This is a genomic window from Bradyrhizobium algeriense (genome assembly GCF_003062295.1).
GTDB classification, from domain to species: Bacteria; Pseudomonadota; Alphaproteobacteria; order Rhizobiales; family Xanthobacteraceae; genus Bradyrhizobium; species Bradyrhizobium algeriense.
This window is the reverse complement of record NZ_PYCN01000050.1, coordinates 1-20,798: the sequence shown is the minus strand read 5'-3', so window position 1 is coordinate 20,798 and position 20,798 is coordinate 1. Positions and strand designations below refer to the sequence as shown.

Below are 20,798 nucleotides of genomic sequence, written 5' to 3'. Positions count from 1 at the left end.
AGAATACGATGGCGCAGCCGCCAATTTCGAGGCCGCAACCTCAACAACGATCATGGCGAGCTGGCTTGCCTGAGCTAGGCGCCCGTTCGCCCCACACGAAGGAGAAACGAGATGAATCAGCGGGATGTGGCCGAAGTCAATCTTCACGACCTACAGGTCTCGGATCCGCTGATTGGGAAATGCCAGCACTTGGTGACGGAAGTGGCGATTCCCTATCAATGGGATGCGCTGAACGACCGCAATCCCGCAGCGACACCGAGCCACGCGGTAGAAAACTTCCGTATTGCCGCCGGACGTGCGAAGGGGGAGTTCTACGGCACGGTTTTTCAGGACAGTGATGTCGCAAAATGGCTAGAGGCGGTTGCTTGGTCGCTGTGCCAGACACCCAATCCGGACTTGGAGAAAGCCGCCGATGAGCTGATTGAAGTGATTGCGGCCGCCCAATGCGGCGACGGCTATCTCAACACCTATTTCATGCTAAAGGCGCCTCAGGACCGCTGGAGCAACCTAGCCGAATGCCATGAGCTTTACTGTGCCGGCCACTTGATTGAAGCGGGTATCGCTTTCTTTCTGGCTACTGGCAAACGACGCCTGCTGGAGGTCGTTTGCAAGCTTGCTGACCACCTCGGCACAGTTTTCGGCCCGGAGCGCGATCAGTTACACGGCTATGATGGCCATCCAGAAATTGAACTTGCATTGACGCGCCTCTACGAAGTGACGCAGGAGCAGCGATATCTGACGCTAGCCAATTATTTCGTGGAGCAACGCGGCACAGAGCCGCACTTCTATGACATAGAACACGAGAAACGCCGGCAATCCTGCCACGTCAAATCATCTGGCGTGCCCTGGACGGTGAAAAATAAAGCCTATAGCCAGGCGCACCTGCCAATTTCGGAACAGCGGACCGCAACCGGTCATGCGGTTCGGTTTGTATACCTCATGACTGCGGTCGCTCATCTCGCGCGTCTGCGTCAGAACGAGCAGCAACGCCAGGCTTGCCTGCGGCTATGGCAAAACATGGTGCAGCGCCAGATCTATATCACCGGCGGTATCGGCTCGCAAAGCTTCGGCGAAGCGTTCAGCAGTGATTACGATCTGCCGAACGATACTGCGTACGCTGAAAGTTGCGCGTCGATTGGCCTGATGATGTTCGCGCGCCGTATGCTGGAGATGGAAGTGGACAGTCGCTATGCCGACGTGATGGAGCGCGCGTTCTACAATACGGTCCTGGGCAGTATCGCTTTTGATGGGCGTCACTATTTCTATGTTAACCCGCTCGAAGTTCATCCCAAAACGCTGCGGTCCAATGGCATCTACAGTCATGTCAGGCCGGTGCGGCAACGCTGGTTTGGCTGCGCCTGCTGTCCGCCGAACATCGCACGCATCTTCACATCAATTGGTCATTACATCTATACGCCATGCTCCGACGCGCTCTATATCAATCTCTATATTGGCAATAGCGTGGCGGTATCGGTCGGCGGGCATACGCTGCGGTTGCTCATGAGCGGCAACTATCCTTGGAGGGACGAGGTGGAAATCGCTGTGGAATCTGCACAGCCAATCGCCCACACGCTCGCCCTGCGCCTGCCGGAATGGTGCAGCGCGCCGGAGACGACCCTGAACGGCGAACCTGTCAATTGCGAGTCGCGCAAGGGCTATTTGCACATTCGCCGCACGTGGCGGCAGGGAGATCGGGTCAAACTATCGCTGCCGATGGAAGTACGCCGCGTATACGGTCATCCGCAACTTCGCAATTTGGCGGGCAAGGTGGCTATCCAGCGTGGCCCTTTGATTTATTGTCTGGAAGAAGCCGACAACGGGACCGAGTTACACAACGTTTGGCTTCCTGCAGAAAGCCGGTTTTCGCTTATCGAAGGCACTGGTCTCTTTAGCGACAAGATTTTGCTGCAGGCTGATGGGGCCAGGTTGCAACACACGCATTCTGAAGAAAGGGCGCTTTATCAGTACGACAAAGTGCCCGGACAGCTACAACTGCAGCCGCTGACATTCATTCCGTGGTTCAGCTGGGCTAACCGCGGCGAAGGCGAAATGCGGATTTGGATTAATGAGCGTTGACGCGAACGCCTGAGTCGCGCGTCAAGTGCGATCAAGTTTGGCCGTGATGATGCCGTATCATCTCGGGCGCATCGGAGCTGACCCTTGCTTTCTTGACGGGCGGACCATCTTGCAGTGCGTCAGCCGTGTTCGGATTATCTACGCTGGCTGTCCGATAGTCAGCTAGATTGCCGCCCAGAAACAAGACCTCGGTCTCCTCGGTCGGTATTCCCCTCACCCAAACTCGCAACTCCTCATCTCCAGGAGCATGGCCGCGCTCTAAAATACCGTTGATTTTTTTGGTCGGCCAAGCGGTGACACTCGGTACCGTGTAGGTGTGTAACTTCTTAGCGTTCTCTGCAATTGCCTTCGCGCCATGCTCGGTCTCGTCCTTTGAAAGGAGCAGTCGTGAGGGGTCCTCGCATAATGACACAAAAGCACTCTCTGTAACGCCTTGGGTGTGCAATGCAGCGAGGCGCGCCATATCAATTTCGTCCTCCCTTTCGTCGTCCGAGCAGATAGCGGCCTTAGAAACATGCGGGCTAGCGTGAGCACGCAAATCCGCTAAGGAACGCACATGCGCGACGGCACTCACCTCCTTCTCTAGGAGCGGCTCGCAATCGATGTCCTCGTTCTGAAAACGGTGTAGCGGCAGATACGATGATGCCAACACGTCCTCGAGAATGCGGTCGCCATCGATACTGCCCGCGGAAGATCCGGTTGTTCTTGGCCACTGTGCTGTTCGCTGCTCAGCCAGCCTGATCTCGTTCCTGAGCGCCTCAACGTTCGCTCCGGCCAGTGATGCGGCAAGCTCGGCGCGCCCTCGGATGAACGATGGGGCCGGGCACCGTTCGCTTTCCTGGATAGCGCACGCTCCCAGATTGCCTTTCGTCATGATCGAGGGCGATCCAACTTCGGAATCTGTCAAAGCGGTAGCTGAATCAGACGTTTGGTGGATTGGCCGAAGGTCACTTAGCTGCTGCTCAAAGTTCGCTTGGTCCGCGGACGGGTGTGCTGGTGACCTGGTTTGTCCGTTCAGGTCGTCCGGCTGTTCCGGCGCCCGTTGATGCTGCCGCAGGAGACCGTAAGCTTGAACGGAGTCTTCTGCAGTGTTCGGTGTATCGATATTCATTGTGTTCCCCGCGAGCATAGGTGCATCGGTCCTATTTTTGTAAGGGGGGCGGCTTTCGAGAAGCTGACGAGTCAGAGAAGGAATGCCACTGACGCCCAAACTTTTTCGATCGCTTCCCGCTCAGCTGCCATCACTGCGGAGGAGAGCGCCCCACGAACCTGCATCGGCGGCGCGGATCCACCCTCCGCCACGAAGCGGACGACTCGTAGCCTGCAACAGCACCACTACAGGATGTCAGAGCCGTGGGGGCGATAGGGCTCTCTCCTTTCTAGTCGCGCTCGCCGTCGTGGCTCGCTGCGGCGCCTGCGGCCCAGGCACCCGAAAGATCTACCGAGCTCAGCCGCAGCGCAAGCATCGGCCGGGCAAGGCTCATCATTTTGATTTCGACTTCAGCATGATGGCCTGCACGGCCATAGGGCGATCCGCTGCCCCGTACTGGGCTGCTAGCGGAGCGGCAAACGGAGGTTGCAATTGCTTTCACCTTCCCGATTCAAAACTCTCTCATGCTCATAGGAGCCTTTCTTCGGCAGACACCGATCCTGCTGCACCCGCAGAAAGAACGCTTTGGCCATTGGCTCATATTCTATTTTCTCTAAACCGCGTCAGCTTCTCGAAAGCTAACGGTAGTAGCGTGGGAGGTCGAGAGCGAACGCGCTGCTCAGATATGCGAAACGGCTCCAATCGGACGGGAACATGGCCCCATTTAACAAAATCAATCCGTTCGACAGAGAGTTTGCTGCCTACAACTCCACGGCCCAACAGCCGCAACAGCAGCAAGTGGATTTTGCGCAGCATTTGGACGAGCTGCCTCAGATGGATGCCGTTAATCCCGACAGAGAGTTTTCGATATCTCTGAGGAAGACGATCGCCTCATCCAAGCAGCGGCCGATGCAGCCCGTGATCGGGGGACGCCGCCGAGCACCGTCACCGTCGGCATTTATGATCGTCATCTTCGCAAATTGGCTGATGTGCTCAAGCGTTCTGGCCAAACTATTGCTGTGCTCGATGACGAGTCGTTGCTCGATCGCGCTAAACGGCTGTTTCCGAAAGACAAGGTAATCGTCCCCGCGTTGTCAATGCTTAGTCGATATCGTGAGCCCGGTGCCGCCGCTCGCCCCATTACAACACATTATCGCGCTTCCAAAGAAGATGACCGCCTCATCAGGGCGGCGGCCGAAGCAGGCTTTGGTCGAGCGATCGACCGGAAAACCGCCGAAAATTATTCTAGCAATCTTCGCAAGTTATCTGCAGCACTCCGGCCTTCCTCGATTGCTATGCTCGGTCACGATTCGCTGGTCGGCCACGCTAAGAGGTTGTTTCCGAGCGACAACAAACTCATCTATGCGTTGAACAGGCTTCGTGAGTACCGCGAGAGCGCGGGCAGGGCACTTCGCGCGGGGAGGGAGGCAGTTCGCGGTTGCCATTAGGGCCGGCGGCCCATTCGCCCGTGCAAAGTTTCGGTCAGGAACAGCTTTTGGGTAGTGCCGCGGATCGGGGCGGCCCGGTGCTGGCCGACAGATTCGATGCGCCGGAGCTTTGGCAGGGAATGGGTTCAGCCGCCCACTGGCCCGCGCAGAGTGTCGACCAGGAGCAACTTTTGGATGCCGCGGATCGGGGCGGCGAGCCTGCAAGCCAGCTTTGAAGAGCGCGTGAGCGGACTGCGAGACGGTTCGGGCTCGGGCAGGCCCAGGCGCGGCTACAGCCAGGCCTTTGGGGAGGACGTGGCGCTTATTCGCGAAGCCAAGCCAGCAGCCCGCGACAAAGGCGTACCCGAGCGTTGCGTCACGAACGCGCGAACTGATGTACAAGATCTAAGCATCTGGCTTCGCTAGAACAATAGGGCTCCAATAGCGGGCCGGCTTGACCACGATTCCCTTGTGGCCGATATGCGGGACTATATCACCAATGGTGGTGGTCCCCGGAGTGTCGTGTCGTCGGTGAACAAGCTCCTGCCCGGGACACTCCCGACGCTAGATGACCTACTCGGTCGAGCCCCTCGCGCCCTAGATCCCTATCCCCTAGATGCCCGCCTGATCAACGAGGCGTTGTGGCACGCCGCGCGCGACGTTGGAGCCTCGACTGGTGAGCAGAGGAGGCCTATTCATATGCGGGCTACCCGTCTTCGCGCGCTCAGTGACTGGCTGAAAAAGGAGAATAGGGGGAGCCATCGTTGGCCGGCTCAACGGCAGTCAGCGGCAGTCAGCGGCACCAGTACGCGTTTCAGGAAGACGTTACGGTGTTCAGGGGATCGGGTCGAAATCGAACACTAATGGACGGGGATTTGGCGATCCTTCGGAACTACCTACAAACGGTCGACGCGGACCAGGCGCTGGGGTTGCAAGGCCGCGAGCAATCGGGTTTGCCCGCAATGGAGGGCGATCAGGACCCTTCTGTCGGGGCTCCGTTGTCAGACATCTATGGCGGTCTTGAGCCACTGGTTCACCTGAATGCGCCCACACCGTACGATTTGCGTGACGATGCTCACCCTGCGCCCGCGCTGGACCTCGCCGGACCGTCTGTCAGGGCTCCGTCGCCAGACATCCACGGCGGTCTTGAGTCACTGGTTGATTTGAATGGGCCCACAGCGCACGATTTGCGTGACGATGCTCAGTCTGCGCCGGCGCTGGAACCTCGCCCGACCGTCGTCGTCTGCCAGGGCCCGTCGCCAGACATCTACGGCGGCCTTGAGTCACTGGTTGATTTGAATGCGCGCACAGCGCACGAGTTGCGTGACGATGCCGACTCTGCCCCGCCCTGGACGCCGCCAAACCGGCCGTAAGTCGTCCGGAATCGTCCCACCCGGTAAGCGGTTCAGAGGCATATCACGCAGCGACCTGATTTCTGTTTCGCCGTTCCTGCAGGACTTTCCCACGGCACCTACCAGCTGCCGGACGCGGGCAGGGGAGGGCAATTGGTCGACGTCAAGGCCAGCCGCGAGCTAGCCGACGTTTTGGTTCGACATGGATGGCAATCGCACTGAGAGGCTTCGAGATTTGCAAGAGCGGGTTAATCGGCGCGAATGCGAGAGTAACTGCGTCGCTGATCAATCAACGCGGCAGAAGCCACGCTGATAGTGCGATCTTCTGTCGCCAGCGCTCGCCTTCGCATATTATTGATGACGAGCTTTGCAATCGCTGCCGGCAGGAAAATGATCTGGACTTTGAGGCCGCGAACCCAAGACCAAAGCGATCCTGACGACCCCAGGAAATCACACCATCGCTGTTGCGGGACCGATTACCGGGGCGAATCCGCCTTCGGCCGCCAGTGAAGCAGTTCAAGTGCGCGGGCGATACGCAAGATATCGCGCGCAGGTCACTACCCTTCACATCCGTAGCAGCTACGACAGGATTCCTGCATTGTCCGCACCGCGACACGCGCCAAGATAGTTGGATCCGATTCACCCCCTGCGGCCAGAGTTAAGACCTTCTCGGCAAGGCATGCCTTCAACGAAGACGTCCGCCTCGCTTCGGGCACCATCCGGACAGCATGCTCCAAAACACCTCTCAACTCAGCACATACTTTATTTTGCGCGGATTTTGCAGGCGTCATGATGCTACTCCACAAAATAGAACCTGTTCAAGACGTTCGCGCGTGAAGTCATCGACGATGGCCAGGATGCGGAAGCCAGAATAGATCTCAACTTCTAATTGGTCGAGAGCGTCCAGGCCCTCATCGCGCTCTTGGGGAGCTCAGTTCATTTAGCGGAAGACCGAAGCGCTCTGGCACCCCCGGGGGCGGCGCGTAGCCGACCAAGGAATGGCTTCAATGCTCTTTCGATGGCCAACAGCTTTACCTTCGTCCACCACCAGATCGTCTCGTCCATGTCGACATCCAGTCCAGAGAAGAATTCGATGCGCTGGCTGCCTCCGCGTCGCTCAACGCGCGAAGTTTGCGCCACAGTCAGTTCAGTTCCCTTGCCGCTCACCACAGTGCCAGCCCAAAATCCACCCGGTATCGCACTCGCACTACGGTTCATCCGAAGATGTGCTGAACGATGCCTCCTTTTTTTCAGACGAGAAGCGCGTAATCCTATCGTCATGGCCCTTGGATATGTATGGTCAATTCTCCCGGCGCTTCGCGAGGTAACGCTTATCCTGCATAGACTGTATCTGGACGACATGCTGGCGGCGCTGAAGCAGCTGGACGAGAAGAACGGCCCGCCGCCACGCGGGGATTGGCCACGCGGCGGCCTCGTTTCAGCAGGCCTGACTGCACTGCTGCTGACGAGCCGCAGCGTTCTATCGACAGACACGCTGCGATGAGGTGGTATCGATCGATGCAAGCCTCGCGCACACCGAATCATTCGCGATCGAGCCGCGAGGCAAATGTACTGCCCCTTGCTGAAGAATGGCACGATTGGTCAGTAGTTCCAAACTAAGTAGGCATCCGGGATGACTTCGATTGATGATAGCTTAAGTGAGATCAAATCCGTGCGGAACGACATTTGGCGTTGTCGTAGATTGCTTCAAACCGAGCTGCCTGATGCGGAGCGAAAAGTCGTTGAGAAGCGCCTGCTTGAACAGCGTTCCGCCTTTGAACGGCTCTTAGCAACCACATTTCCTTTGACGTTGAGGCTCTGTGGTCAATTCGGAGCCTGTGCCGCCGGGCCGCGGCTGTCGATGCCAGTCCATTGCGCCAACCGGCCGCGCGGATCGATCTCCAAGAGCTTGACACCGGAACGAACATCGCTGCCGTGACGGGAGATGCCGCGCAGCACACCGTCCCGCGAGGCCAACACCGGCACGCCGGAGATGGCCGGTTACGAGATCTTTGTAGATGCGCGTGCCGATTTCGACTGGCGCCCGCCAACGGCCGGCGAAGTTTGATTAGACAAAGCGTTTCCGCGCCTAGATCACCAGCCGGTTCGCAATGGCGTCGGCAGCATCGGTCCATCCGTCTCCGTCGACGATGCCGATCCTGCCGGTCGGGTTTCGTCTGCGACATGGAGACGAGGACCTGCCCCCGCCTACTGCAGTCGGCGCGAACCGCTTTAAGCATCTGCATGGTATCATGGACGCGCTCACCGACGACATCTTCCATCTGCGCGGTGTCGGCAAACAGAGCGTCATGAAAGGCCATCTTGCCCCGGATCACAGGCGGGCGTGCAGCACGCGCTTTCTGTCCGAAAGCAAACCCTCGGCTTGTCTCAAATCCGCCAATCTGTTGCGAACGCGACGTTGCGCAAAAGTCCGAGGGCTATCGCGTCGCTTACGCTGGCCTAAAACCTTGCAGGAAATAAGCAGATAAGGGCCAATGTTTTTTGCGATCGCCGCGCATCCGGTGTTTTGCCCCGACAATATGGATGCACTCGGCGCTTTCAAAGATGCGCGCATCGTTCACTTCGCAATGGTGCAACGGTTGCGGGCAGATCGGGTGCTGGACGATCGATCGATTCCGACGGCCGCCCTCTAGCCATCATAGCCAATCTGGGCGGCCAACCGTGAAGCTGCATTGCCTGCTCGCGCGACTGCGGGCAATTGTTGGCGCCGCGCTCGGGGCTACAGAAGAGGCTGTCAGAGCTGAAGCCCACCCGCGACGGCAAGAAGGTCCATTTCAAGCGTCATCAGCACCGTCACTGCGGCCAGATCGAGAAGATCGCGGTCGTTGCCAAGTCCAACACGATCGTACTGTTGCGGGGCGTTCCGTGACCGGCGAGGAACTGGTCGCCACGCGTGCACGAGCTGTCGCCCCCGCTGCCTGAGACGGTGCTGGATCGGAATTGTCCGCCCAAGAGAAGAGGTCTTCATCGGAGCTCTGAACTCCGCTCAAGGAATATCGAATGGCTGACATGGCAACGCCGTTTCTCGACGAGATCGGTGAGATCTCGCCACTCCCCCAGAAGCTGCTCTGTCTCCTGCAGGAGCAGGGGTTCCAGCGCGTCGGCGACTAGAGACTATCAAGGTCGCCGTACTGTCACTGATGCCATCAACCGCACTCTCCAAAGGCGGTGGCGCGAAACAAGTACCGCGCAGACCTCTACCATGGCATCAGCGTCGGGGAGCGGGGCGAAAATTACCGACCGCGACACCGTTATCGCGGGCGTAGAGAAGTCGGGCTGGGCGCGGGCGGAGGGCGATTCGCCTCCTCGAGTTAACCCCATGCCAGACCAGCTACGCGCTCAAGAAGTACGGCATTCATATCAGGCGCCTGTGAGCCGAGTGTTGTGGTCGCGACACGCTGTCTGGCCCAGGACACGCGCGAGACGGAAAATAGCCGAGATAAATCAAAGCTCGGCGTTTGGCACGAGCCTTGAAAGAAAGAAGCCGTCCCGCGTCGCCTGCCCAAGGAATCGGAGTTTATGGCTTACAAGATAATTGCCTCCCAGTGCACCGTCTGCGGCGCGTGTGAGTTCGAATGCCCCAACGCAGCAATCGGCCTCAAGAACGACATCTATGTAATCGATCCGAAGAAGTGCACCCAATGCGAGGGTGATTTTGACGCGCCGCAATGCGCTGTTGTCTGCCCGGTGCCCGACACATGCGTGCAGGCATAGAAGAGCGGCCGATGAGTGGGGCCGTGACGCGCAGCAAGATTGAGACTCTCTCGGCGGCGGCAACTTCTTTGATCGGTCGCCCGATTGGCCTGATCGCCGGCCTCGAACTGCGTGCGGCTAGCGCGATCGCCTATGGATCGAAGCAGGCACGGCGCAGCCCTCGTCGGAAATGGGCGGAGTTGTCCTTGCGGAGCGGGCAATGTAGCCGTACGGAAGACGGTCGACCAGGTGCGCCGCATCGACGTCGACCAGTATCGATATGGTTTCGAGACGGTCATTGAATCGGAAAAGGCCCCAAGGGTCTGTCGGAAGACACCGTCCGCTTCATTTCCGCGAAGAAGAACGAGCCGGCCTGGATGCTGGAATGGCGGTTGGAGGCCTATCGCCGCTGGCTGACCATGACCGAGCCGACCTGGGCGCGCGTCAACTACCCCAAGATCGACTACCAGGACATTCACTACTACGCGGCGCCGAAGCCGAAGAAGCAGATCGGCTCGCTCGACGAGATCGATCCGGAAATCCTCAAGACCTACGAGAAGCTCGGCATCCCCTTGCGGGAAGTCGAGGTGCTCGAAGGCGTCGTGAAGCCGGAAGGCGAGCGCAAGATCGCGGTTGACGCCGTATTCGATTCGGTTTCCGTGGCGACCACGTTCCAGAAGGAATTGAAGGCGGCCGGCGTGATCTTTATGCCGATCTCGGAAGCGATCCGCGAACATCCCGAACTGGTGAAGAAGTATCTCGGTTCGGTCGTGCCGACCTCGGACAATTACTTCGCAACGCTGAACTCGGCGGTGTTCTCCGACGGCTCCTTCGTCTACGTGCCGCCGGGCGTGCGCTGCCCGATGGAGCTGTCGACTTACTTCCGCATCAACGAACGTAACACCGGCCAGTTCGAGCGCACGCTGATCATCGCCGACAAGGGCTCTTACGTCAGCTACCTCGAAGGCTGCACCGCACCGCAGCGCGACGAGAACCAGCTGCATGCCGCAGTCGTCGAACTCGTCACGCTCGACGATGCCGAAATCAAATATTCGACGGTGCAGAACTGTATCCCGGCAATTCCGAAGGAAAAGGCGGCATCTACAATTTCGTCACCAAGCGTGGCGACTGCCGCGGCAACAATTCAAAGATCTCCTGGACCCAGGTCGAAACCGGGTCGGCGATCACCTGGAAATATCCGAGCTGCATCCTGCGCGGCGACAATTCACGCGGCGAGTTCTATTCGATCGCGATCTCGAACGGTCACCAGCAGGTCGATTCTGGCACCAAGATGATCCATCTCGGCAAGAACACGACCAGCCGGATCATCTCCAAGGGCATCGCGGCGGGTGTCTCGCAGAACACCTATCGCGGACTCGTCACTGCGCACCGCAAGGCGACTGGCGCCCGCAATTTCACCGCCTGCGACTCGCTCCTGATCGGAGACAAATGCGGCGCGCACACCGTTCCTTACGTCGAGGCGAAGAACTCGTCCGCGACCTTCGAGCATGAAGCGACGACGTCGAAGATTTCCGAGGACGTGCTGTTCTATTGCATCCAGCGCGGTCTCAGCCAGGAAGAAGCTGTCGGCCTCGTGGTCAACGGATTTGTGAAAGATGTGCTGCAGCAGCTGCCGATGGAATTCGCGGTTGAGGCGCAGAAGCTGATCTCGATCTCGCTCGAAGGATCGGTGGGATAGCGACCTCGTCCTGAGGAGGCCGCGTGAGCTGCCGTCCGGAAGGATGCGAGGAAAGATTGTGTGCCACGTCCTTCGAGACGCGCCTGACGGAGCTCCTCAGGACAAGGGGTAAAAACGGAAAAACGAAATGTCATTGCTTGAAGTCAAAGATCTGAAAGTTCGCGTTGAGGATAACGAAATTCTCCACGGGCTAACGCTCACCGTGAATCCGGGCGAGGTGCATGCGATCATGGGGCCGAACGGTTCCGGCAAATCGACGCTGTCGCACGTCATCGCGGGCAAGCCAGGCTATGAAGTAACCGATGGCCAGATCCTGTTCCGGGGCGAAGACCTCCTGGAGATGGAGCCGGACGAGCGCGCCGCCAAGGGCGTGTTCCCGGCGTTCCAGTATCCGGTCGACATCCCTGGCGTCGCCACCATGAACTTCCTGCGCACCGCGCTGAACGCTCAGCGCAAGGCGCGTGGCGAGAGCGAGTTCTCGACGCCCGACTTTCTCAAGGTGCGCGAAGTCGCAAAGTCCCTCAACATCCCGCAGGACATGCTCAAGCGCGGCGTCAATGCCGGCTTTTCCGGCGGCGAGAAGAAGCGCAACGAGATCTTGCAGATGGCGCTGTTCGCGCCTGCCGTCTGCATCCTCGATGAAATGGATTCCGGCCTCGATATCGACGCGCTCAGGATAGCGGCCGATGGCGTCAATGCGCTGCGCTCGCCGCATCGGGCGATGATCGTCATCACCCACTATCAGCTACTCCTGAACTACATCGTGCCTAACGTTGTGCACGTGATGTCGAAAGGGCGCGTCGTGAAGAGCGGCGACCAGCAGCTCGCGCGGGAACTCGAGGCCGCCGGGTACGCCCAGCGTGGCCTAAGCGCGTAAGGAGCTTTCGATGAACCTGGTTCTGGCAAAAGCCGATACCGGACGTGCGGTCGGCAATGTGTTTGCCAATGCCCACAGCCGGCTGCCCGGCGCGGGCGCTGTCGCGGAGGCGCGCGCCAAGGCGTTCAAGGCCTATGAGCGTGCAGGCCTGCCGCATCGGCATATCGAGGAGTGGAAGTACACGGACCTGCGTGCGCTGGTGCGCGAGGTGGCGCCGCTGCCGCGCCCGATGCCGCCGCGCTGGCGCGGGCGAAAGCCGCGGTCGCGCAGGCGGCGATCGAAGGCGCGACGAAGCTGGTGCTGGTCGATGGGGTGTTCGCGCGCGATCTCTCCGACGTCGCCGAGCTGGGCCACGGCGTCGAGGTGCGCACGCTGCGTGAAGTTCTGGAGAATCCGGCCAACGAGGAGCGAGGCGACCTGCTGCTGACCGCGACGACGGATGCGGTGATCTCGCTCAATGCCGCGATGGTGACCGACGGCGTGATCATCACGGTCGCCGCCGGCGCCGTGCTGTCCCGGCCGATCCAATCGTCCAATCGTAGCCACATCGTCGGCATCGAGCTTCACGCGCTCGCATTTGAGGCTTGGCGCGGGCGTGCAGGCGGCCGTGGTCGAAAGCTTTGTGGCGGCCGAAGGCGCTGGCACCTACCAGGCCAATGCTGCGGTGATCGTCTCGGTCGGTGATGAGGCTAATTTTGCGCATCTGCACGTGGTGGCGGACCTGGCGGACGGCATCAATATTTCCTCCGGATTGATCGCGGTCGGCGTGAAAGCGAAGCGCAATGTTTTCAGCATGACCTGTGCGGAACGATTATGGTCGTTCCGCTCTCCGCGATCAAATCGAATCCGCCTGCGCCCGGAAGGCGACCGCCTTCAATTAGCCGAGTTGCGGGCGGCCGGCGCGCTCCTGGGCTTCGACGGCGGCAACCGCCGTCATGTTGAGCACGCCGCGCGCCGTCACCCCCGGTGTGAGGATATGCGCCGGGCGTGCCGGGCCGATCAGGATCGGTCCCACCGGCAGCGCGTCCGCCAGCGTCTTGATCATCTGGTAGGCGACGTTGGCGGTGTCGAGGCTCGGCATGATCAGGATATTAGCGTCGCCTTCGAGCTTGGAATGCGGCAGCACGAGTTTGCGCGCAGCCGCCGAGAGCGCGGTATCGCCCTGCATCTCGCCGTCGGCCTCGATCTCCGGGTGCTTTTCCTTCAGGAGCGCGGTGGCACGGCGCATTTTGCGCGAGGAGTCGCTGTCGTAGCTGCCGAAGTCGGAATGTGACACGAACGCGACGCGCGGCTTCATGTTGAACCGATGCACATGGATCGCCGCAAGCGAAGCCATCTCCGCGAGCTCTTCGGCGCTCGGGTTGGGCCGCACCTGGGTATCGGCGATGAAATAGGAACCCTTGCTGGTGATCATCATCGACAGCGCCGCGAAATCACTGACGCCGGGAAGGAAGCCGACGATCTCGCGGACGTGGCGCAGATGGCTCATATAGCGGCCTTCGACGCCGCAGAGCATCGCATCGGCCTCGCCGCGGACCACCGCAAGGGCTGCGATCACGGTGTTGTTGGTGCGGACCACGGTACGTGCGGCCTCGGGCGTGACGCCGCGCCGTCCGGCGACGTCGATATAGGTCTGCACATAGGAGCGATAGCGCGGATCGTCCTCGGGATTGACGAGGTCGAAATCCTGTCCGGCCTTGATCGAGAGGCCAAACCGCTTGAGCCTCGCCTCGACGACCGAGGGACGCCCCACCAAAATCGGCCGCGCCAATTTTTCCTCGAGCACGACCTGCGTCGCGCGGAGCACGCGCTCGTCCTCGCCCTCGGCATAGATCACGCGGACCGGCTGGGTCTTGGCCTTGGCGAACACCGGCTTCATGACGAGGCCGGAGCGGAACGCAAAGCGTTCCAATAGCGCAGTATATTCGTCGAAATTCTTGATCGGGCGCGTCGCCACGCCGGATTCCATCGCGGCCCTCGCCACCGCGGGCGCGATGCGCAGGATCAGCCGTGGATCGAACGGGCTCGGAATCAGCGACCCCGGTCCAAAACCTTGCGTCTCGCCGCTGTCAAACCCGCGCGCCACCGCATCCGACGGCGGATCGCGCGCGAGCTGCGCGATCGCCTCGACGGCCGCATGTTTCATTTCCTCGTTGATCCCGGTGGCGCCGACGTCGAGCGCGCCGCGGAAGATGAACGGAAAGCACAGGACATTGTTGACCTGGTTCGGGAAGTCGGAACGTCCGGTGCAGATCATCGCGTCGGGCCGCGCCTTCCGCGCCTCGTCCGGCATGATTTCCGGGTTCGGATTGGCCAGCGCCATCACCAGCGGCTGGTCGGCCATCGACTGGACCATCTCGGGCTTCAACACGTTGGGTGCCGATAGCCCCAGGAAGATATCGGCGCCGCCGATCACGTCCGCCAGCACGCGCGCGCTGGTCTTCTGCGCATAGACCGCCTTCCAGCGGTCCATCAGCGTGTTGCGGCCCTCATGCACCACGCCGTCGATGTCGCAGACCCAGATGTTCTTGCGCTGCGCACCGAGCGAGACCAGCAAGTTCAGGCACGCGATTGCGGCGGCGCCGGCGCCCGAACAGACGATCTTCACATCGGCCAGCTTCTTGCCGTTCAGCAACAGCGCATTGACGATGGCGGCTCCGACGATGATGGCGGTGCCATGCTGGTCGTCATGGAACACCGGGATCTTCATGCGCGCCTTGAGCTGCGCCTCGATCTCAAAACACTCCGGTCCCTTGATGTCCTCGAGATTGATGCCGCCGAAGGTCGGCTCCAGCGCCGCCACCGTCTCGACCACGCGCTCGATGGTGTCGGCGGCGATTTCGATATCGAAGACATCGATCCCGGCGAATTTCTTGAACAGGACCGCCTTGCCTTCCATCACGGGCTTGGACGCTAAGGGACCGATATTGCCAAGCCCCAACACCGCGGTACCGTTGGACACCACGGCGACCAAGTTGCCACGCGCCGTCAGCGAGGCGGCCTCAGCGGGGTCTTTGGCGATTTCGGTGCAGGCGGCGGCAACGCCGGGCGAATAAGCGAGCGCAAGGTCGCGCTGGTTGACGAGCGGCTTGATCGCCTGGATTTCGAGCTTACCGGGTCGTGGCAGCCGGTGATAAGCCAGCGCCGCCGAAAGGAGATCTTCAGAATGGGATGACATGCTACTCTCGCGTTTCCCTGACCCGAAGCTTCTAATTCTGTGCTAGTCTAACCGAGGTCAGTTGTCCGGTAGATGGAGCCGGATGTGAAGCACGCCCGGCAACCTGGATGCAACATCGGATCGCACCCCATCAACAGCCCCTAGTGCGTTAAGGCGCATCAGCTAGGGCGGCCTGGGCGTCGACGCGCATGCAGAAGACCATAGAGCGGAAATCGTACGAGCGCTGTGGCTTGAGGTGCTCAAGGCACTCGAGCAACGCCTGCGGATCGGCCGCGACGATCTCTCTGGCTGGTCGGCCCAATAGCATTCGGATCAGGATGGCGACGAGGCCAGGCGCAATGTGCGCACGACCGTCGCCAACGAGGTGAGCAGCGGTCGGGCTTCGCAACAATGGTGAGCCAGACTGGCTGACGCAGCCTTGCAGCTGGGGCGCCTCGTCATGTGCCATTTCCGGCAGCGGGCCCGCCAAGTATCGCAATGTTCTCGCGGCCTTGTGGGGCAATGCGGTGCAATATTACGCGCGCTCGCCCTTGTTTTATTTCGAACAGGATCAAACGAGCACGTCTGTGGACACGCTCAATGTCGGGTTTGCAACAACGGTCCGGTTACCCGCGCGAACGTGGCTATCTACTTTCAACTGCGCTGATTTTTGCGCTTACGCCGCGGCTGGCACGGTCGTTGCAAAACTCTTGGCCGAGAGCCGCCGTCGCAACAGGAAACCTTTGAAGGATATCAGCATGAGTCTAGCCCCGACCCAGAGCATCGCAGAAATCAAAGCCCGCAACAAAGAGCTGATTCAGGAGGTGCTGAAGGTCTATCCGGAGAAGACCGCAAAACGGCGCGCCAAGCACCTTAATGTTCACGAGGTCGGCAAGTCGGACTGCGGAGTCAAGTCCAACCTCAAATCCATCCCCGGCGTGATGACGATCCGCGGTTGCGCCTACGCGGGCTCCAAAGGTGTGGTCTGGGGACCGATCAAGGACATGATCCATATCAGCCATGGTCCGGTCGGCTGTGGACAGTACTCGTGGGGCTCGCGGCGTAACTATTACGTCGGCACGACAGGCATCGATAGTTTCGTGACCTTGCAGTTCACGTCCGACTTCCAGGAAAAGGATATCGTGTTCGGCGGCGACAAGAAGCTCGTCAAAGTCATTGACGAGATCCAGGAGCTGTTCCCGCTCAACAACGGCATCACCATCCAATCGGAATGCCCGATCGGCCTGATCGGCGACGACATCGAGGCGGTCTCCAGGGCGAAGTCGAAGGAATATGGGGGCAAGACCATCGTGCCGGTCCGCTGCGAGGGTTTCCGCGGCGTGTCACAATCGCTCGGTCACCATATTGCCAACGACGCGGTGCGCGATTGGGTGTTCGACAAGGTCACGCCCGAGAGCAAGCCGACGTTCGAGCCGACGCCCTATGATGTCGCGATCATCGGCGACTACAATATCGGCGGCGACGCGTGGTCATCCCGAATCCTGCTGGAGGAAATGGGCCTGCGCGTTATCGCGCAGTGGTCCGGCGACGGTTCCCTGGCCGAGCTCGAGGCAACGCCAAAGGCGAAGCTTAACGTGCTGCATTGCTACCGCTCGATGAACTACATCTCGCGGCACATGGAGGAGAAGTTTGGCATTCCCTGGTGCGAATACAACTTCTTCGGGCCCTCTAAGATCGTGGAGTCGCTGCGCAAGATCGCCGGCTATTTCGACGACAAGATCAAGGAGGGTGCCGAGCGGGTGATTGCAAAATATCAGCCGCTGGTGGACGCGGTGATCGCTAAGTATCGCCCGCGCCTGGAAGGCAAGAGCGTGATGCTGTTCGTTGGCGGACTGCGTCCGCGCCACGTGATCGGCGCTTATGAAGATCTCGGCATGGAGGTCGTCGGCACCGGCTACGAGTTCGGCCACAATGATGACTACCAACGCACCGCCCAGCACTACGTCAAGGATGGCACGTTGATCTACGACGACGTTACCGGCTACGAGTTCGAACGCTTCGTCGAGAAGGTCCAGCCTGACCTGGTCGGCTCGGGCATCAAGGAAAAATATGTCTTCCAGAAGATGGGCGTGCCGTTCCGCCAAATGCACTCCTGGGACTATTCGGGTCCGTATCATGGCTATGATGGATTTGCGATCTTCGCGCGCGACATGGACATGGCCATCAACTCACCGATCTGGAAGAAGACCAAGGCGCCGTGGAAGGACGTCCCGAAGCCGAAGCTGTTGGCTGCCGAATAACTCGAGTGGCTCGGCTCTCTGCTGAGAGCCGGAGCCGACATTAATCACGATTTTCGAAGGGATCCTACCAATGGCGCAGAGTGCAGAACACGTGCTCGATCATTTCGAGCTGTTCCGCGGTCCGGAATACCAGCAGATGCTGGCCAACAAGAAGAAGATGTTCGAGAATCCCCGCGATGCCGCGGAGGTCGAACGCATTAGGGAATGGGCGAAGACGCCCGAATATCGCGAAAAGAATTTTGCGCGGGAAGCGCTGACGGTAAACCCAGCCAAGGCCTGTCAGCCGCTGGGCGCGGTGTTCGCCTCGGTTGGCTTCGAGGCCACGCTGCCCTTCGTGCACGGCTCCCAAGGCTGCGTGGCCTATTACCGCAGCCATCTGTCGCGGCACTTCAAGGAGCCAAGCTCCTGCGTCTCCTCGTCGATGACGGAGGACGCTGCGGTATTCGGCGGGCTGAACAACATGATCGATGGGCTCGCCAACAGCTATAATATGTATAAGCCCAAGATGATCGCGGTCTCCACCACCTGTATGGCGGAGGTGATCGGAGACGACCTCAATGCCTTTATCAAAACGTCCAAGGAAAAAGGCTCGGTGCCAGCTGATTTCGATGTGCCGTTTGCGCACACGCCAGCCTTCGTGGGCAGCCACGTCACCGGGTACGACAATGCGCTCAAGGGCATCCTCGAGCATTTCTGGGACGGCAAGGCGGGGACAGCCGCGAAACTCGAGCGCGCGCCCAACAAGAAGATCAACCTCATCGGCGGCTTTGACGGCTACACCGTCGGCAACATCCGCGAGATCAAGCGCATCTTCGAATTGATGGGCATCCAGTACACCATTCTTGCCGATAATTCCGATGTGTTCGATACACCGACCGACGGCGAGTTCCGGATGTATGACGGCGGCACGACTCTGGAAGACGCCGCGAACGCGGTTCACGCTAAGGCAACGATCTCCATGCAGCAGTGGTGCACGGAAAAGACGCTGCCGTTCATCGCCGCCCATGGCCAGGAGGTCGTGGCGTTCAATTATCCGGTGGGCGTGTCCGCAACGGATGAGTTTCTCATGGCGCTGTCGCGCATCAGTGGCAAGGACATTCCGGAGGGACTGGCACGAGAACGCGGCCGCTTGGTCGACGCGATGGCCGACTCCAGCGCGCATATCCACGGCAAGAAGTTCGCGATCTATGGCGATCCAGACCTCTGCTATGGGTTGGCTGCCTTCCTGCTCGAGCTTGGCGCCGAGCCGATCCATGTGCTGTCCACGAACGGCAACAAGGCCTGGGAGAAGAAAATGCAGGCGTTGTTTGGGAGCTCGCCGTTTGGGCAGAACTGCCATGCCTATCCGGCGCGAGACCTCTGGCATATGCGCTCGCTCTTGTTCACCGAGCCTGTCGACTTCCTGATTGGTAACACCTATGGCAAGTATCTGGAGCGCGACACGGGTACGCCGCTGATCCGGATCGGTTTCCCAATCTTCGATCGGCATCACCATCACCGCTCTCCGGTGTGGGGCTATCAGGGGGGCATGAACGTGCTGGTGAAGATTCTCGACAAGATCTTCGACGAGATCGACAAGAAGACCAACATTGCCGGCAAGACCGACTATAGCTTCGACATCATTCGTTAATGACGAACGGCGCGCGCCATCGCCGGCAAACGTCGGCGATGGCCTAAGCGCACGATGGACTGATCTTCGCGAACAAGCTCGGTTGAGAGGAGAGACGGATGAGTTCGCTATCGGCCACGATCCAGGAGATGTTCAACGAGCCGGGCTGCGCCAAGAACGCCAACAAGTCGGATGCCGAGCGCAAGAAGGGCTGCACCAAGCAGCTGCAGCCGGGCGGCGCCGCAGGCGGCTGCGCCTTCGACGGCGCCAAAATTGCGCTGCAGCCTTTTACCGACGTCGCCCATCTGGTGCACGGTCCGATCGCCTGCGAGGGTAATTCCTGGGACAACCGCGGTGCGGCTTCGTCTGGCGCCAGCATCTGGCGGACCGGCTTCACCACTGACATGAACGAAACCGATATAGTATTTGGGGGCGAGAAGCGTCTCTACAAGGCAATCAAAGAGATCATCAACAAGTACAACCCGTCGGCCATCTTCGTCTATCAGACCTGCGTTCCCGCCATGATCGGCGACGACATCAATGCGGTTTGCAAGGCGGCTTCGCAAAAGCTCGGCAAGCCGGTCATTCCCGTAAATTCGCCGGGCTTCGTCGGCCCCAAGAACCTAGGCAACAAGCTCGCCGGCGAGGCCTTGCTCGAGCACGTCATCGGCACGCAAGAGCCGGACTACACCACGCCCTACGACATCAACCTGATTGGCGAATACAACCTCTCCGGCGAGCTTTGGCAGGTCAAGCCGCTGCTTGACGAGCTCGGTATCCGCATCCTCTCCTGCATCTCGGGGGACGGCAAATATCGCGAAGTCGCCTCTTCGCACCGGGCGCGCGTTGCCATGATGGTATGTTCGAAGGCGATGATCAATGTCGCGCGCAAGATGGAGGAGCGTTACGGCATCCCGTTTTTCGAAGGGTCGTTCTATGGCATCCAGGATTCTAGCGATTCGCTGCGCGAAATCGCCCGGCTGTTAGTCGAGCGCGGCGCGCCTTCCGAACTGATCGAGCGCACCGAGGCGGTGATCGCACGCGAGGAGGCGCGCGCCTGGGCCGCGATCGAACGGTACAAGCCGCGGTTTGCGGGTAAGAGGGCACTTCTGATCACCGGCGGCGTCAAGTCCTGGTCCGTGGTGGCGGCGCTGCAGGAGGCAGGGCTCGAGCTGGTCGGCACCAGCGTCAAAAAATCCACCAAACAGGACAAGGAGCGCATCAAGGAGCTGATGGGGCAGGATGCCCACATGATCGAGGACATGACGCCGCGCGAGATATACAAAATGCTCAAGGACGCGAAAGCGGATATCATGCTCTCGGGTGGCAAATCGCAGTTCGTTGCGCTGAAAGCGGCGATGCCCTGGCTCGACATCAACCAGGAGCGCTGCCACGCTTATATGGGCTACGTCGGTATGGTGAAGCTGGTCGAGGAGATCGACAAAGCGCTGTTCAACCCGATGTGGGAGCAGCTGCGTCGACCAGTGCCGTGGGAGGAGGTGGCCAAGAATCGGCAGACCAAGGGGATGGCGCGGA

General features: G+C 59.9%; 16 protein-coding genes and 2 pseudogenes. 15 read left to right on the top strand and 3 right to left on the bottom strand.

The window, feature by feature from the left end; all coding sequences use genetic code 11:
- Window positions 1-111: 111 nt before the first annotated feature.
- The gene (locus C7G61_RS39220) at window positions 112-2,076 is read left to right on the top strand and encodes a glycoside hydrolase family 127 protein (RefSeq protein WP_108522962.1); all 1,965 of its coding nucleotides are present in this window, start codon (window positions 112-114) and stop codon (window positions 2,074-2,076) included.
- A 31-nt stretch (window positions 2,077-2,107) separates the two neighbouring features.
- On the opposite strand, the gene C7G61_RS39215 is transcribed toward C7G61_RS39220, so the two are convergent.
- The gene (locus C7G61_RS39215) at window positions 2,108-3,187 is read right to left on the bottom strand and encodes a hypothetical protein (protein ID WP_190242194.1); all 1,080 of its coding nucleotides are present in this window, start codon (window positions 3,185-3,187) and stop codon (window positions 2,108-2,110) included.
- Between the two features lie 959 nt (window positions 3,188-4,146).
- Here C7G61_RS39215 and C7G61_RS44225 point away from each other — a divergent pair.
- The 11 genes and pseudogenes from C7G61_RS44225 (at window position 4,147) to C7G61_RS39165 (ending at window position 12,919) form a co-directional block, all read left to right on the top strand.
- On the top strand, window positions 4,147-4,614 hold the full coding sequence (locus C7G61_RS44225; RefSeq protein WP_145963775.1) for a hypothetical protein: 468 nt from the start codon (window positions 4,147-4,149) through the stop codon (window positions 4,612-4,614).
- Between the two features lie 743 nt (window positions 4,615-5,357).
- Complete coding sequence (locus C7G61_RS39205; RefSeq protein WP_145963774.1) at window positions 5,358-5,966, top strand: hypothetical protein; 609 nt, start codon at window positions 5,358-5,360, stop codon at window positions 5,964-5,966.
- Window positions 5,967-7,890: 1,924 nt separating this feature from the next.
- Window positions 7,891-8,013 carry a hypothetical protein gene (locus tag C7G61_RS47135; RefSeq protein ID WP_274542309.1) on the top strand — a complete coding sequence of 41 codons (123 nt, stop codon included), beginning with the start codon at window positions 7,891-7,893 and terminating at the stop codon, window positions 8,011-8,013.
- Between the two features lie 427 nt (window positions 8,014-8,440).
- Window positions 8,441-8,599, top strand: coding sequence for a hypothetical protein (locus C7G61_RS45230; protein WP_190242193.1), 159 nt, complete (start codon window positions 8,441-8,443; stop codon window positions 8,597-8,599).
- A gap of 65 nt (window positions 8,600-8,664) precedes the next feature.
- The gene (locus tag C7G61_RS45225) at window positions 8,665-8,835 is read left to right on the top strand and encodes a hypothetical protein (RefSeq protein WP_190242192.1); all 171 of its coding nucleotides are present in this window, start codon (window positions 8,665-8,667) and stop codon (window positions 8,833-8,835) included.
- A gap of 131 nt (window positions 8,836-8,966) precedes the next feature.
- Window positions 8,967-9,077 (top strand): sigma 54-interacting transcriptional regulator, encoded by a 111-nt coding sequence (locus tag C7G61_RS39185; protein WP_108522956.1) that lies wholly within the window; start codon window positions 8,967-8,969, stop codon window positions 9,075-9,077.
- A 408-nt stretch (window positions 9,078-9,485) separates the two neighbouring features.
- Entirely contained in the window at window positions 9,486-9,680 is a 195-nt protein-coding gene (locus C7G61_RS39180; RefSeq protein WP_108522955.1) for a 4Fe-4S binding protein, read from the top strand.
- Between the two features lie 228 nt (window positions 9,681-9,908).
- Window positions 9,909-11,358 (top strand): annotated as a pseudogene (gene sufB, locus C7G61_RS39175) (Fe-S cluster assembly protein SufB).
- Window positions 11,359-11,485: 127 nt separating this feature from the next.
- Window positions 11,486-12,235, top strand: coding sequence for a Fe-S cluster assembly ATPase SufC (gene sufC / locus C7G61_RS39170; protein WP_108522954.1), 750 nt, complete (start codon window positions 11,486-11,488; stop codon window positions 12,233-12,235).
- A 10-nt stretch (window positions 12,236-12,245) separates the two neighbouring features.
- Window positions 12,246-12,386, top strand: a pseudogene (locus tag C7G61_RS47130) (Fe-S cluster assembly protein SufD); the annotation flags it as partial.
- Between the two features lie 20 nt (window positions 12,387-12,406).
- On the top strand, window positions 12,407-12,919 hold the full coding sequence (locus tag C7G61_RS39165) for a SufD family Fe-S cluster assembly protein (protein ID WP_108522953.1): 513 nt from the start codon (window positions 12,407-12,409) through the stop codon (window positions 12,917-12,919).
- A gap of 193 nt (window positions 12,920-13,112) precedes the next feature.
- Here C7G61_RS39165 and C7G61_RS39160 read toward each other — a convergent pair whose 3' ends face one another.
- Together C7G61_RS39160 and C7G61_RS39155 are read right to left on the bottom strand one after the other, a co-directional pair.
- Window positions 13,113-15,413 carry an NADP-dependent malic enzyme gene (locus C7G61_RS39160; RefSeq protein ID WP_108522952.1) on the bottom strand — a complete coding sequence of 767 codons (2,301 nt, stop codon included), beginning with the start codon at window positions 15,411-15,413 and terminating at the stop codon, window positions 13,113-13,115.
- Between the two features lie 148 nt (window positions 15,414-15,561).
- Window positions 15,562-15,861 carry a SufE family protein gene (locus C7G61_RS39155; protein WP_108522951.1) on the bottom strand — a complete coding sequence of 100 codons (300 nt, stop codon included), beginning with the start codon at window positions 15,859-15,861 and terminating at the stop codon, window positions 15,562-15,564.
- Window positions 15,862-16,150: 289 nt separating this feature from the next.
- On the opposite strand from C7G61_RS39155, the gene nifD reads away from it, so the two are divergent.
- The 3 genes from nifD to nifE all read left to right on the top strand — a co-directional run.
- Entirely contained in the window at window positions 16,151-17,653 is a 1,503-nt protein-coding gene (gene nifD / locus C7G61_RS39150; protein WP_108522950.1) for a nitrogenase molybdenum-iron protein alpha chain, read from the top strand.
- A 70-nt stretch (window positions 17,654-17,723) separates the two neighbouring features.
- On the top strand, window positions 17,724-19,283 hold the full coding sequence (nifK, locus tag C7G61_RS39145) for a nitrogenase molybdenum-iron protein subunit beta (RefSeq protein WP_057852067.1): 1,560 nt from the start codon (window positions 17,724-17,726) through the stop codon (window positions 19,281-19,283).
- A gap of 98 nt (window positions 19,284-19,381) precedes the next feature.
- The coding region (gene nifE / locus C7G61_RS39140) for a nitrogenase iron-molybdenum cofactor biosynthesis protein NifE (RefSeq protein ID WP_108522949.1) at window positions 19,382-20,798 on the top strand (1,417 nt) is incomplete at its 3' end.